At 73.0% G+C, this 13,311-nt stretch carries 12 protein-coding genes; 2 read left to right on the forward strand and 10 right to left on the reverse strand.

Annotation, left to right across the window (positions count from 1 at the left end; translation table 11 throughout):
* Positions 1–71: 71 nt before the first annotated feature.
* A complete protein-coding gene (locus tag ACFZDK_RS51460) occupies positions 72–1,361 on the reverse strand; it encodes an enolase C-terminal domain-like protein (protein WP_390985145.1) in 1,290 nt (429 codons plus the stop codon).
* A complete protein-coding gene (locus tag ACFZDK_RS51465; RefSeq protein ID WP_390985231.1) occupies positions 1,358–2,254 on the reverse strand; it encodes a 5-dehydro-4-deoxyglucarate dehydratase in 897 nt (298 codons plus the stop codon). Before ACFZDK_RS51465 ends, ACFZDK_RS51460 begins: the two co-directional genes overlap by 4 nt.
* Positions 2,255–2,409: 155 nt before the next feature.
* Between ACFZDK_RS51465 and ACFZDK_RS51470 the strand changes: the two genes are divergently transcribed.
* Positions 2,410–3,186 carry an IclR family transcriptional regulator C-terminal domain-containing protein gene (locus tag ACFZDK_RS51470; protein ID WP_390985148.1) on the forward strand — a complete coding sequence of 259 codons (777 nt, stop codon included), beginning with the start codon at positions 2,410–2,412 and terminating at the stop codon, positions 3,184–3,186.
* Positions 3,187–3,499: 313 nt separating this feature from the next.
* Positions 3,500–4,726, forward strand: a complete 1,227-nt coding sequence (locus tag ACFZDK_RS51475; RefSeq protein WP_390985151.1) for an MFS transporter — start codon at positions 3,500–3,502, stop codon at positions 4,724–4,726.
* Here ACFZDK_RS51475 and ACFZDK_RS51480 read toward each other — a convergent pair.
* The 8 genes from ACFZDK_RS51480 to ACFZDK_RS51515 all read right to left on the reverse strand — a co-directional run bounded on the left by ACFZDK_RS51480 (position 4,723) and on the right by ACFZDK_RS51515 (position 13,251).
* Positions 4,723–5,715, reverse strand: coding sequence for an adenosine deaminase (locus ACFZDK_RS51480; protein ID WP_390985153.1), 993 nt, complete (start codon positions 5,713–5,715; stop codon positions 4,723–4,725). The genes ACFZDK_RS51475 and ACFZDK_RS51480 overlap by 4 nt on opposite strands.
* 20 nt (positions 5,716–5,735) lie before the next feature.
* Positions 5,736–6,644 carry a ribonuclease Z gene (locus ACFZDK_RS51485; RefSeq protein WP_390985156.1) on the reverse strand — a complete coding sequence of 303 codons (909 nt, stop codon included), beginning with the start codon at positions 6,642–6,644 and terminating at the stop codon, positions 5,736–5,738.
* A gap of 6 nt (positions 6,645–6,650) precedes the next feature.
* Positions 6,651–7,004, reverse strand: a complete 354-nt coding sequence (locus tag ACFZDK_RS51490) for an HIT domain-containing protein (protein ID WP_390985159.1) — start codon at positions 7,002–7,004, stop codon at positions 6,651–6,653.
* 90 nt (positions 7,005–7,094) lie between these two features.
* A complete protein-coding gene (locus tag ACFZDK_RS51495) occupies positions 7,095–10,304 on the reverse strand; it encodes a S41 family peptidase (protein WP_390985160.1) in 3,210 nt (1,069 codons plus the stop codon).
* A 46-nt stretch (positions 10,305–10,350) separates the two neighbouring features.
* Positions 10,351–10,908: a hypothetical protein gene (locus ACFZDK_RS51500; RefSeq protein WP_390985163.1), complete on the reverse strand. Its 558-nt coding sequence runs from the start codon at positions 10,906–10,908 to the stop codon at positions 10,351–10,353.
* A gap of 76 nt (positions 10,909–10,984) precedes the next feature.
* Complete coding sequence (locus ACFZDK_RS51505) at positions 10,985–11,377, reverse strand: VOC family protein (protein WP_390985166.1); 393 nt, start codon at positions 11,375–11,377, stop codon at positions 10,985–10,987.
* A 27-nt stretch (positions 11,378–11,404) separates the two neighbouring features.
* The gene (locus tag ACFZDK_RS51510; protein ID WP_390985169.1) at positions 11,405–12,163 is read right to left on the reverse strand and encodes a 16S rRNA (uracil(1498)-N(3))-methyltransferase; all 759 of its coding nucleotides are present in this window, start codon (positions 12,161–12,163) and stop codon (positions 11,405–11,407) included.
* Positions 12,160–13,251, reverse strand: coding sequence for a nitronate monooxygenase (locus ACFZDK_RS51515; RefSeq protein WP_390985171.1), 1,092 nt, complete (start codon positions 13,249–13,251; stop codon positions 12,160–12,162). The genes ACFZDK_RS51510 and ACFZDK_RS51515 overlap by 4 nt, the downstream gene beginning before the upstream one ends.
* Positions 13,252–13,311 lie beyond the last annotated feature (60 nt).

A 13,311-nucleotide genomic window follows, 5' to 3' on the forward strand; every position in this document is an offset into this window, starting at 1 on the left:
ATCCGGCCAGTCTGCACCATGTCGTACCGGAGGCGGCCGCAGTCGTCGTACGACCGCCCGAACGAGCACTCCTACCAGCGCGGTACCGCCGGTGTGGTCCACCCCGGCTCGGCGACCCGCATCGCGGCAGCGTCGTCCCGGTCGCGCAGGGTGCCGTCGTCGTCCAGCCACCGCCGGTGCAGCCGTCCTACCTTCTCCCGGTCCAGTTCGACGCCGAGGCCCGGCGCGTCGGGGACGGTGACCCGGCCGTCCGTGAAGACGAGCCGCTCGGTGAGGACGTCCTCGGACTGCCAGGGGTAGTGGGAGTCGCAGGCGTGGTGGAGGTCGGGGACGGTCGCTGCCACGTGGGTCATCGCGGCCAGGCTGATCCCGAGGTGGGTGTTGGAGTGCATGGAGACGCCGACGCCGAAGGTGCGGCAGACGGCGGCCAGTTCCCGGGTGTTGCGCAGTCCGCCCCAGTAGTGGTGGTCGGAGAGGACGACCTGGACGGCCCCGCTGGTGAACGCCTCCCGGATCTCGCCGAAGGTCGTCACGCACATGTTGGTGGCGAGCGGCACGTCCGTACCGGCCGCCACCTTTGCCATCGCCGGGGTGCCGAGCGCCGGGTCCTCCAGGTACTCGAGGACGTCCGCGAGTTCCTCCGCGACCTTCAGCGAGGTCTCCACGGACCAGGCGCCGTTGGGGTCGAGCCGCAGCGGGTGTCCGGGGAACGCCTCGGCCAGCGCCCGTACGGCCGCGATCTCCTGCTCGGGCGGGAAGACCCCGCCCTTGAGCTTGAAGGAGGTGAAGCCGTAGCGGTCCTTGAACCGGCGTGCCTGTGCCACGACCCCGGCCGGGTCGAGCGCGGAACCCCAGTCGTCGGCCTCGGCCGGCACGCCCTCCGGGTGCGCGGCCCACTTGTAGAACAGGTACGCGCTGTACTCGACCGCGTCGCGTACCTTCCCGCCGAGCAGCGCGTGCACGGGCAGCCCGAGCGCCTTGCCGAGGGCGTCGAGGCAGGCGACCTCGAAGCCGGAGACGACCGACAGCCGCAGCTTGTCGGCGGTCTGCACGCCGCGCAGCCCGCCGACGTCGACCTGCCCGGAGACCCGGGAGGCGTCCACGGCGACCTCGTCGGCGACGGTGAACAGCCCGTTCAGGTCGGAGACCGGACGGCCGACCAGCCGCGCCGCGAACGGCCGGGCCAGCTCCAGGTACTTGGTGTCCCCGTAGGTCTCGCCGACCCCGACCACCCCGTCCGCGGTCTCCACCTCGACGATCAGCCGGGGCGTGTACGGCTGGTGCACCCCCTGGGTGTTGAGCAGCGGCGGGTCGGCGACCAGGATCGGCGTCAGGCGGACGTCGGTGATCGTGAGGTTCACAGGGACGCTCCGACGAGGTCGAGTCCGGCGCCGAGCAGGGCCTGGAGATCGGCGAGGTCGGCGGCGGACGGGTCGGTGAGCGGGGCGCGGACGGGTCCCACGGGCCGGCCGCGCAGCCGGGCCGCCGCCTTGACCAGCGACACGGCGTATCCGGGGACGCGGTCGCGGAGTTCGACGAACGGCACGTAGAAGTCGCGCAGCAGCTTGTCGGCCGTGCCCTGCTCGCCGTCGCGCAGGGCGGCGAAGAAGGCGTCGGCGATCTCGGGGGCGAAGGCGTGCACGGCGGAGGAGTAGGCGGGGACGCCGACGGTGGCGTAGGCGCGGGCCTGGATCTCGGCGGTGGCGGCGCCGTTGAAGAAGAGGAAGCCGTCCGGGGCGGCGAGGGTGAGCCGCTGCAGCCGGTCGAGGTCGCTGTGCCCGTCCTTGAGGCCGATCACGCCGGGGATGCGGGCGATCCGCGTCAACGAGTGGGCCGTATAGGCGACCTGGCCGCGCTGGTAGGCGATGAGGGGGAGCGAGGTCCGGGCCGCGAGGTGCTCCAGCTGCGCGACCAGTCCGTCCTGCGGAGCGGCGACGAGATAGTGCGGCAGCACGAGCAGGGCGTCGGCCCCGGCCTCCTCGGCGATGCGCGCGAACCGGGCGGCCTGCGCCCAGCCGTACCCCACCCCGGCGACCACCGGCACCTGCCCGCCGGCCTCCTCGACCGCCACGCCCACGACCTGCCGGTACTCGTCCTCGTCGAGCGAGAAGAACTCCCCGGTGCCGCAGGCCGGGAAGAGCGCGCCGGGCGCGGCGGCCAGCTGCCCGGCGACGTACGCCCGGAACCCCGCCACGTCCAGGGACCCGTCGGCATGAAAGGAGGTCAGCGGAAAGGACAGCACCCCCTGCGCCATCCCGTCCCGCAGCCCGCGCACCGCACTCTCCGGCTGTCCGCCCACCGAACCCATCTCCCTACCTAAACGTCGTCTACATACGAAGACAGAGACTAGATATGCGAACGCATCCCCGTCAACGGCGCACCCCGCCCCCGCCCCTCTACGATCTGCACATGTCCGAGACAGCAGGCGTCCGCGAGGTGAAGTCCGCGGCGCGCACGGTGGAGCTGCTGGAGCTCCTCGCGGCCCGCGGCGACCGCCCGGCCCGCCTCCAGGAACTCGCGGACGCGCTCGGCGTCCCGCGCAGCTCGATGTACGCCCTGCTGCAGACCCTGATCACCCGGGGCTGGGTCCGCACGGACACGACCGGCTCCCTCTACGGCATCGGCATCCGCACCCTGCTGACCGGCACCAGCTACCTGGACTCCGACCCGCGCGTCCGCCTCGTGCGCCCGTACCTCGACGAGGCGTCGGAGGCCCTGGGCGAGACCATCCACCTGGCCCGCCTCGACGGCCGGAACGTGGCCTACCTCGCGACCCGCGAGTCCCACGCATACCTGCGCACCATCAGCAGAGTGGGCCGCCGGCTCCCCGCCCACGCGGGCGCCCTCGGCAAGGCACTGCTCGCGGAACGCCCGGACTCCGACCTGCCCGAGGGCCCGTACCCGGCCCTGACCCCCAACACCCGCACCACGAAGGCCGACCTCGCCGCCGACCTCGCCGAGGTCCGCGCCCGCGACTACTCCGTGGACCGCGAGGAAGGCGTCCTCGGCATCACCGGCTTCGGCTTCGCCCTCCGCTACGACACCCCGGCCCAGGACGCCATCAGCTGCTCGGTACCGATCGCCCGCCTGACCCCGGCCCACGAGGACGAGATCGTCACCGTGATGACCGAAACCCGCGCAAGAATCGAGTCAGCGACAACGGGCGGCACCATCACCTGGCGCTAGAAGCCCGAGCCTGAAACCCCCGAACCGCAGCCCACCCAAGGGGCGCGGGGCTGCATCTATGTGCGGCTCCGCCGCGTGGGCGCGACCAGCCCCCACCCAGCCACACCCGCAAACCCACCCGCTCCCAAGACCACGCCCGGCGCGGCTACCCCCTCCCCCGCACCCAAAACCCAGACGTGCCCCACATCACACCCCCCACCCCCTCTTCGCGCTCCCCTCACTTGATACAAATTCTCCGCGCGTTCCTGTCCCTCGACGGCCTGCGCCCAACCCCCTTCTTGAGCCGCTCCTTTCGCATGCCCTGGGAACGCCCGTGTCCGCCCCCCGCACCACCCCCTGGCCCCTCGTCGCCCTTTTCACGGCCGGGTACCTCGCCCCGTACCTCCTCCCGACCACTGTCGGCAGACTCCAGTCGGGGCTCCCCCTCTCCGCCACCCAGGCAGGCGCCATCGGCAGCGCCCTGCTGCTGAGTTCGGCGACGGCCGGCTTCCTGCTCGCCTCGCGAGTGGAGCGCATCGGTCCCCGCACCCTCGCCCGGACCGGACTGCTCCTCGCCGTCCTCGGCTACGGCGGTGCCGCCCTCACCACCCACGTCCCCGCGGTCATCGCCGGCGCGGTCGCCGGCGGCTTCGGCTCCGGTACGGTCACCGCGGTCGCCGCCACCGGTATCGCCGCCATGGGGGTCCCCCCGCGCGAGGGTGTTCGAGCGTGGGGGAGCGACCCCCACCGCACCACGACCCTCGGCCTGCTCGGCGTCTCCGCCCTCGCGGGTGCCGTCTATCTGACGGTCCCGCACCTCGGCCCCGGCCATGCGCAGCCCCTCGCCGCGATCGCGCTCACCGCGCTCGCGGTCTGGCCGCTCACCTCCCGGCTGTCCTCCCGTACCGCCCCGGCCCTCCCGCGCACCGCCACCGGCGGCTCCCGGCTCCCCCACCTCCGCTCCGGTCTGCTGCTGGCCGCCGCCATGCCGTGCTGGTCGGCCGTCCAGAACTCGCTCTGGGGCGTGAGCGGCCGGATCGGCCTGACGCAGGCGCATCTCAGCGAGGTGACCGTCGGCGCGGTGTTCGCGGTGGCACTCGGCGCCGGTCTGCTGGGCGTGGTCGGCGCGGGCGCCCTGGGCCCCCGGCTCGGCCAGGCGCTGCCGATCGGCCTCGGCACGATCCTCATCGCGGGCTGTATCGCGCTCAGCGCGTCCGCCACCGACCTGACGACGTTCGCGTCCGGCGAGATCGCCTGGAACGTGCTCTACCCGGTCGTGCTGTCGTACGTCATCGGGCTGGCCGCCTCCCTCGACCCGCGGGGCCGCTGGGCGGTGCTGGTCGGGTCGGCGTCCTCGCTGGGGACGGCCGTCGGCCCGATGACCGGCAGTCTGCTGGCGGCCCGGGCCGGTTTCCCGGCGATGGGGACGATCCTGGCGGTGGGCCTGCTGGTGGTCGCCGTACCGCTGACGGCGGTGGCGCTGCGGCGCAGGACCACCACCGTCGCGGCCGGCCCGGCGTTCGCCGACGAGACGGCGGTACGGCTGGACGTCGCGGCCTAGCCGAACGCGTAGGCCTCGACCTCGGCGAGGTAGCGGGCCCGCAGTTCCTCGTCGTCTTCCAGGAAGGATGCGAGGAAGGAGTTGCGGGCCAGCTCCCGCATCTGCTCCCGGGACAGACCCAGGGTGTCGCGCACGGCGTGGTAGTTGTCGGCGACGTAACCGCCGAAGTAGGCCGGGTCGTCGGAGTTGACCGTGCACAGCAGCCCGGCCTCGATCATGGCCGGAAGCGGGTGCTCGGCCAGCACGTCGACGGCGCGCAGCCGGACGTTGGACAGCGGGCACAGCGTCAGCGGGATCCGCTCCCGCACCAGACGGGCGACCAGCTCCGGGTCCTCCATGCAGCGCAGCCCGTGGTCGACGCGCTCCACGCCGAGCAGGTCCAGCGCGTCGGTGATGTACTGCGGCGGCCCCTCCTCACCCGCGTGGGCCACCCGCCGCAGCCCGAGCCCGGCCGCCGCCTCGTACACCTCGCGGAACTTGACCGGCGGATGCCCGACCTCGGCCGAGTCCAGCCCGATGCCGATGATCCGGTCCAGGTACGGCCGCGCGGCCTGCAGCGTCGCCATCGCCGACTCGGCGGACTCGTCCCGCAGGAAACACATGATCAGCCGGGTGGAGACCCCGTGGTTACGGGCGCTTTGGCCGAGCGCCCGCCACAGGCCCTCGACGACCGTGCCCATGCCGACACCCCGGGCGATGTGCGCCTGCGGGTCGAAGAAGATCTCGGCGTGGCGCACGCCCTGGGCGGCGGCGCGGGCGAGGTAGGCGTTCGCGAGGTCCTCGAAGTCCTGCTCGGTGCGCAGGACGGCCATGAGCTCGTAGTACAGGTTCAGGAAGGACTGCAGGTCCTCGAACCGGTACGCCTTGCGCAGCGCGTCGGTGTCCGGGTACGACAGCTCGACGCCGTTGCGTTGGGCGAGCCGGAACGCCAGTTCTGGCTCCAGGGTGCCTTCGATGTGGAGGTGCAGTTCTGCTTTGGGGAGGGGCATCAGAGCATGGTACGGCCGTTTCACCTGCGCTTCGGGACGGGCACTCGGAGCAGATCCCGTGCCACGGTCAGCTCGCCCTCGTACCGGGCGGCCCGCGCCTGCCGTTCGAACTCCTCGGGCTCCGAGTAGCGCTGGCTGAAGTGGGTCAGCACCAGGTGCCGTACGCCCGCGTCCCGGGCCACGGCGGCCGCCTGCCCGGCGGTCAGATGGCCGTGTTCCACGGCGAGTTCGGCGTCCTCGTCGAGGAAGGTGGACTCGATGACCAGCATGTCGCAGCCCTCGGCGAGCGCGTACACCCCCGCACACAGCCGGGTGTCCATCACGAACGCGAACCGCTGGCCGCGGCGCACCTCGCTGACCTGGTCGAGGGTGACGTCCCCGAGGACGCCCGCGCGCTGGAGCCGGCCGACGTCGGGGCCGGTGATGCCGTGCGCGGCGAGCCGTTCGGGGAGCATGCGGCGGCCGTCGGGTTCGGTGAGCCGGTAGCCGTAGGACTCCACGGGGTGGGAGAGCCGGCGGGCCTCCAGCCGGTAGGACCGGGTGCCGGCGAGGTCGCCGCCCTCGCCGTGGACCGGGGCCTCGGTGATGCCGACGGTCTCGCGGTAGGCGGTGGCGTAGCGGAGCCGGTCGAAGAAGCGCTGGCCCGACTTCGGGTAGTGCGCGGTGACCGGGTGCGGGACCTTGTCGAGGTTGATCCGCTGGATGACCCCGGCGAGGCCGAGGGAGTGGTCGCCGTGGAAGTGGGTGACGCAGATCCGGTTCAGGTCGTGCGCGGCGACCCCGGCCCGCAGCATCTGCCGCTGGGTGCCCTCGCCGGGGTCGAAGAGGATGCCCTCGCCGTCCCAGCGCAGCAGGTAGCCGTTGTGGTTGCGGTGCCGGGTGGGTACCTGGCTGGCTGTGCCGAGGACCACCAACTCGCGTACGGACACGGTGGGTTACCCGGGCGGCCAGGTCAGGCCGCGGCCGCCGAGGACGTGGGCGTGGGCGTGCCGGACGGTCTGGCCGGCGCCGCTGCCGGTGTTGAAGACGATGCGGTAGCTCTCCAGCTTGTCCTCGTCGGCGACGGACCGGGCCTCGCGCAGTATGTCGGCGGCGATCGTGGGTTCGCCCTCGGCGAGTTCGGCCGCGTCCTTGTAGTGGACCTTGGGGATCACCAGGACGTGGGTGGGTGCCTGGGGGTTGATGTCCCGGAAGGCGACGGTGGTGTCCGTCTCCCGGACGATCGTCGCGGGGACGTGGCCTGCGACGATCTTGCAGAAGAGGCAGTCCTCTTGAGGTTCCCCTGCCATTCGGGCGTCTCCTCGCAAAGGGTGATCGGTTACAGGCCGCATCGTAGCGTCGTCGGGTGCGGGTCCGGTGGGGGTGCGGCCCCGCGCCCCTTAGGTGGGCAGAGTGGGCGGAGTCTTCGCGGGAGCCGTCTCCAGGGCCTCCAGCGCTATCCGTACCGCCTCGTCCAGTTGGGGATCCCGCCCCGCCCCCCAGTCCTGCGGCGTCTGTACGACCTCCACATCCGGGTCGACGCCGTGGTTCTCCACGCCCCAGCCGTAGCCCTCCAGCCAGAAGGCGTACTTCGGCTGGGTGACGAGGGTGCCGTCGACCAGGCGGTAGCGGCTGTCGATGCCGATGACGCCGCCCCAGGTGCGGGTGCCGACGACCGGGCCGATGCCGAGGGCCTTGATGGCCGCGTTGACGATGTCGCCGTCGGAGCCGGAGAACTCGTTGGCGACGACGACCACCGGGCCGCGGGGTGCGTCCCTCGGGTAGCTGAAGGGCCGCATGCCGCGCGGCAGGTCCCAGCCGACGATGCGGCGGGCCAGTTTCTCGACGACGAGCTGGGAGGTGTGGCCGCCGCGGTTCTCGCGGACGTCGACGACGATGCCCTCGCGGGCCATCTCCACGCTCAGGTCGCGGTGGATCTGGGCCCAGCCGGGCGCCTGCATGTCGGGGACGTGGAGGTAGCCGAGCCGGCCGCCGGAGAGTGCGTGGACGTGGGCGCGGCGGTCGGCGACCCACGCGTGGTAGCGGAGCGGTTCCTCGTCGGCGACCGGTACGACCACCGGGTGCCGCAACTCGCCGCCGCCGGCCGGGGACACGGTCAGTTCGATCGCCTTGCCGGCCGTGCCGACGAGGAGCGGGCCGGGGCCGGTCACCGGGTCGACGGGGCGGCCGGCGACGGCCACGATCGCGTCGCCGGCGCGGACCGCGACACCGGGTGCGGCGAGCGGGGAGCGGGCGCCGGGGTCGGAGGTCTCGGCGGGCAGGACGCGGTCGATGCGCCAGCTGCCGTCCTCGTGCCGGGAGATGTCGGCGCCGAGCAGGCCCTGGCGGGCGCCGTTGCCGTGGCCGCCGCGCGGGGTGACGTAGGCGTGCGAGGTGCCGAGTTCGCCCTGGACCTCCCAGAGCAGGTCGACGAGGTCGTCGTGGGTGGCGCAGTGGTCGACGAGCGGGCGGTAGCGGTCCAGGACGCCGTCCCAGTCGACGCCGCCGAGGTCGGGGCGCCAGAACTGGTCGCGCATGATGCGGCCGGTCTCGTCGAACATCTGCCGCCACTCGGCGGCCGGGTCGACGGTCTGCCGTACCCGGGCCAGGTCGACGGTGATGTTGGTGTCGCTGTCGTCGTCGTTCGAGGCGCGGCGGTCACTGGGTACGACCTTGAGCTTGCCGTCGGACCACAGCAGGACCCGCTTCCCGTCGCCGCTGACCTCGAAGTGGTCGGCGTCGGAGGAGAGGTACTCGACGCGCTGCTGGGCGAGGTCGTAGCGCTCCAGCTCGGTCTTGGGCGCGGGGTCCTCGGGGTGGGCGCGGGAGGCGCCGAGGACACCGCGCACCGGGTGGCGCAGCCAGAGCACGCCGTCCTTGGCGGCGCGCAGGCCCGAGTAGCGGCCGGCCTCGACGGGGAAGGGCACGATCCGGTCGGCGAGGCCCTCCAGGTCGATCCGGGTGGCGGGGGTGCCCTCGGCGTCGGGGGTCTCGTCCTTGTCGGGGGTCTCGAAGGGGCGGCCGTGCCGCTGGGGGCCGAACGGGGAGGGGGTGGTGGCCGCGAGGGTGATCAGGTGCGGGCGGTCGCCGACCACGAAGGCCAGGTCGAAGACGTGCTCGTCGTAGACCGGGTCGAAGGAGCGGGTGGAGAGGAACGCCAGGTGCTTGCCGTCGCGGGTGAAGGCGGGGGCGTAGTCCTGGAAGCGCAGCGGGGTCGCCTCGGTGACGGTGAGGTCGGTGGTGTGGGCGATGCGGAGCTGCGCGAGGCCGCCGGCGCCGGGGTGCGACCAGGCGAGCCAGCCGGAGTCGGGCGAGAAGGCGAGGCCGGAGACGTCGCCGTCCTCACTGCGGTCGACCTCGCGGACCTCGCCGCTCTCGCGTTCGACGAGGAGGAGGCGTCCGTCGTGGGCGGCGACGGCGACCCGGCCGCCGTCGGGGGCGACGGCGAGTTCCAGGACCCGGCCGAGCTGTCCGGCGGCGATCCGGCGCGGGGTGGAGCCGGGCGCGAGACCGGTGGCGGGGGCGAACTCCAGGGCGTCGTCGCCCTCGGCGTCGGTCACCCACACGACCCACTCCTCCGCGTCCGCGCGGAAGGTGACGGGCAGCCGTCCCCGTACCCCGGGCTGCGCGGCGAGCGCCCGCGCCGGACCGGACCGGTGGGTCACCCAGTGCACCCCGCCGCGGACCAGGACGGCGCTGCCGCGCGCGGTGTGGTCGGGCGAGGCGGAGCCGAACCAGCGGGCCGCGTTCACCGGGTACGGCTGCCGGTCGACACGGGAGCCGCCGAGCCGGATGTCCAGCCGGCGCGGCTCGGCCCCCTCCAGGTCGTCGAGGAGCCAGAGTTCACCGGCGGACGCGTAGACGACCCGGCTGCCGTCGCTCGCCGCGTGCCGGGCGTAGAACCCGTCGAGGGGCGTGTGCCGACGCAGATCGGAGCCGTCGGCGAGGGAGGAGTACAGCGCCCCGGTGCCCTCGTGGTCGGAGAGGAACGCGACGCGCTCCCCCACCCAGACGGGGTATTCGAGGTTCCCGTCCAGCTCAGCGTGCAGCCGTACGAACTCGCCCTCCCCCTCCCGGTCGATCCACAGCTTGCCCGCCGTACCGCCCCGGTACCGCTTCCACCAGGCCGCCTCGCGGCCCATCGGCGCGGACAGCAGCACGGGGTGCGGCCCGAGGGCGACATGGCCGACCGGGCCGTAGGGCAGGACGGTGGACGGGCCGCCGTCGAGCGGGACGGTACGGGCCCAGCTGCGCCGGAGGCTGGACTGGCCGTAGGTGGTGATCGCGAGGACCTGCCCGTCGGCGGTCCAGCCGCGCACCTGGGTGCGGGCACTCCCCCAGTGCGTCAGGCGGGTGGCTGAGCCGCCGTCGACGGGGGCGATGTGGATCTCGGGGGCGCCGTCGCGGGTGGAGGTCCAGGCGACCGTGGTCCCGTCCGGCGAGATACGGGGCAGGGTCACCGGGACGTTGTCGGCGCTGACCCGCCAGGCCCGGCCGCCGTCCAGCGGCGCGAGCCACACGTCGTCCTCGGCGGTGAAGGCGACCAGGTCGCCGTGGACATGGGGAAATCGGAGGTAGGACCGCGGTCCTGTCGCTGCACCCTGAGTCACCCGCTCAGCCTATGCACCGCGGCGGGTCTCCGGCGGCCGATTTCGATCACTTGCCCTGCACGGGCCAGCACTTGGGGTCGCCCTGGCACCAGACGGTCTTCGTCACGGTCACGGTGGGGCCGGGCTGCTGCCCGTAGGTGGGCGGCCGGTAGGTGCTGTACGTCGGTCCGGGCGTGGCGTCGCAGTTGCCGAGGCCCTTCACGTGGAACCACTCCTTGCCGCCGACCTTGGCGACGAGGTCCCCGCGCACACAGGCCCCGCTGACGGCCTTGGTGACCCGTCCGGTGACGGTGATGTCCCGCCCGTCCTTGGTCCGGCCCCGGCAGTCCACGGAGACGACGGTGGTCTGCGAGGCCGAGGGTGTCTTCGTGGAACTGGCAGTCGAGGACCCGTAGTTGCCGGTGCAGGTGAGCCAACTGACGTCGACGTGCTGCCGTTTCAGCTCGGCGGTGGCGGTCTGGTCGGTGGTGTACGCGACGGTCGCGGAGTTCAGATCGGTCGGCTGGCAGCCCACGACGCCACCCACGGCGATCACCGCGAGCCCCGCCACGGCCGCCACCCTGGTCCCGCGCGGCCGCCGCCGAATCCGGCTCAATGCCCCCATGGAGGGCAGCCTCCCACCGCCGGGCCCGTGACGGTAGGGGGCATACGGCCACTCACGTGTTCGCAGCCGTCACCCTTCAGGTGCGCAGCAGCAGCCATTCCTGCAGTTCCACCAGGTTCCCCTCGGGGTCCTTGAGGTGAGCGACCCGCATGCGTTCCGTCATGGGCGCGGGTCCTTGCACCAGGACCGCGCCGCGCGCGACGATCTGCTCGCAGTAGGCGTCGAGATCGTCGACACGCAGCACCACCAGCGACCGGTGCCCGGTGGCGGTGTCCCCCAGCTCGCCCAGCACCTCGGCCATCATCGTCCGGTCCTGCAGGGCGATCCCCGCGGACCCGGCGTGCGGACTGAACTTCTCGTACGGTCCCTCGCTCGCCCCCGACTGCGGCTTCAGCCCGAGCACCTCGGCGTAGAAGTGATAGCAGGCGGCGAAGTCGGTGACCAGGAGCCGGACTTGGGCGAGTTCCACGGCGTGTCCCCCAGGGTGTCGCGCGGGTCAGGACCACCGGCCGGTGCGGCCGAGCAACAGGGCCGCGGCGGCCGTCCCGGCGGTCGATGTACGCATCACGCTAGGCCCCAGGGTGTACGTCTTCGCACCCGCCTCCTCGAAGAGCGCCACCTCGTCCCGGGCGACGCCTCCTTCGGGCCCGACGACCAGCACGATCTCGCCCGTGGCGGGCAGGTCGGCGGTGGCCAGCGGTGTGCTGCCGTGCTCGAAGTCGGAGTGCAGGACGGCGGCGAGGTCGGCTTTGGCGAGAAGTGCGGCAACCTGCTTGGTGCTCGCCGCGTCCGCGACCTCCGGGAACCGGACCCGGCGGGACTGCTTGCCGGCCTCGCGGGCGGTGCCCCGCCACTTCGCGAGCGACTTGAGCCCCCGCTCGCCCCGCCACTGGGTGACGCAGCGGGCGGCCTGCCAGGGCACGATCGCGTCGACGCCGACCTCGGTCATGGTCTCCACGGCGACCTCGCCGCGGTCGCCCTTGGGGAGGGCCTGGACGACGGTGATACGGGGCTGCGGGAGGGGCTCCTCGTGGACGCTCTCCAGGTCCGTCACCACCAGCCGGTCCTTGCCCTCGGCGGCCCGCACGACGCCCTCGATCCAGCGTCCGCGCCCGTCGGTGAGGATGACGTCCTCACCGGGCTGCAGCCGCTTCACGGAGACCGCGTGCCGTCCTTCGGGACCGTCCAGGACGACCTCGCCGCCGGAGAAGTCGGGTACGACGAGCGGGTCCAGCACGAACACGGGGGCAGTCATCGCCCGTCTCCCCTCTTGGTCTCCGCCTTGGTCGACAACGCTGTCGACGCGGCGGCGAGTTCCTCCGCGAGGGTCTCCACCAGCTGCCCGGCAGGCAGCTCCCGGGCCATCCGGTGCCCCTGCCCGGACCACAGGGCCATGCCCTGCGCGTCCCCGGCCTTGGCGGCGGCCTTGCGCAGCGGGGAGGTGAGGTGGTGGACCTCGGGATAGGCGGCGGGCGCGTACGGCCCGTGCTCGCGCAGGAAGCGGTTGACGAGACCGCGGGCGGGCCGCCCGGAGAAGGCCCGGGTCAGTTCCGTGCGGACGAACAGGGGGTTGGTCAGCGCCTGCTTGTGGATGTCGGCGGCGCCGGACTCGGGGGTGGCGAGGAAGGCCGTACCGAGCTGGGCGGCGCTCGCGCCCGCCGCGAGGACGGCGGCGATCTGGCTGCCGCGCATGATCCCGCCGGCGGCGACCACCGGGATGCCCACGGTCTCCCGTATCTGGCCGATCAGCGACAGCAGTCCGATCCCGGCTCCGTCGTTCTCGGCGATGTCCCGGTGGGTGCCCTGGTGCCCGCCGGCCTCGACGCCCTGCGCGATCACCGCGTCCGCCCCGGCCCGCTCGACGGCGAGGGCCTCCTCGGCGGTGGTCGCGGTGACCAGGGTGAGGGTTCCGGCGCGGCGCAGGGAGTCCAGTACCTCGCGGGTCGGCACACCGAAGTGGAAGGAGACGACGGCCACCGGGTTGTCGAGGAGTACGGCGAGCTTCGCGTCGTACCCGTCGTCCCGGCCGCTGTCCGGGTCACCGAGCTCGGTCTCGTACCAGGCGGCCTCACCGGCCAGCTGGTGTGCGTAGAGCTCCACGGCGCCGGACTCCGCATACTCCGGCTGGGGCATGAAGAGGTTGACCCCGAAAGGGCGGCCGGTCAGCCCTCGCAGTTGCTTGATCTCCTGGTACATCCCGTCGGCGGTCTTGTACCCGGCGGCAAGGAACCCCAGCCCGCCCGCCTCGGACACGGCGGCGGCCAGCTGCGGGACGGAGACCCCGCCGGCCATGGGGGCCTGCACGATCGGAAAGGGGAAGAGATCGGTCAGTGCGGAGGACATGACGGCATGTTGTCACGTCCTCCGAACAAGACCGAATCGGGCCGCCTCTTTGGCACATGC

The organism is Streptomyces sp. NPDC007901 (assembly GCF_042959465.1).
Classification (GTDB): Bacteria; Actinomycetota; Actinomycetes; order Streptomycetales; family Streptomycetaceae; genus Streptomyces.

Bases quoted from the DNA above. Each gene is read 5' to 3' on its own strand.
- ACFZDK_RS51510 (WP_390985169.1), bottom strand. From the start codon at position 12,163: ATGACTGCCCCCGTGTTCGTGCTGGACCCGCTCGTCGTACCCGACTTC.
- ACFZDK_RS51490 (WP_390985159.1), bottom strand. From the start codon at position 7,004: ATGGCAGGGGAACCTCAAGAGGACTGCCTCTTCTGCAAGATCGTCGCA.
- ACFZDK_RS51465 (WP_390985231.1), bottom strand. From the start codon at position 2,254: ATGGCGCAGGGGGTGCTGTCCTTTCCGCTGACCTCCTTTCATGCCGAC.
- ACFZDK_RS51480 (WP_390985153.1), bottom strand. From the start codon at position 5,715: ATGCCCCTCCCCAAAGCAGAACTGCACCTCCACATCGAAGGCACCCTG.
- ACFZDK_RS51470 (WP_390985148.1), top strand. From the start codon at position 2,410: ATGTCCGAGACAGCAGGCGTCCGCGAGGTGAAGTCCGCGGCGCGCACG.
- ACFZDK_RS51500 (WP_390985163.1), bottom strand. From the start codon at position 10,908: ATGGGGGCATTGAGCCGGATTCGGCGGCGGCCGCGCGGGACCAGGGTG.
- ACFZDK_RS51515 (WP_390985171.1), bottom strand. From the start codon at position 13,251: ATGTCCTCCGCACTGACCGATCTCTTCCCCTTTCCGATCGTGCAGGCC.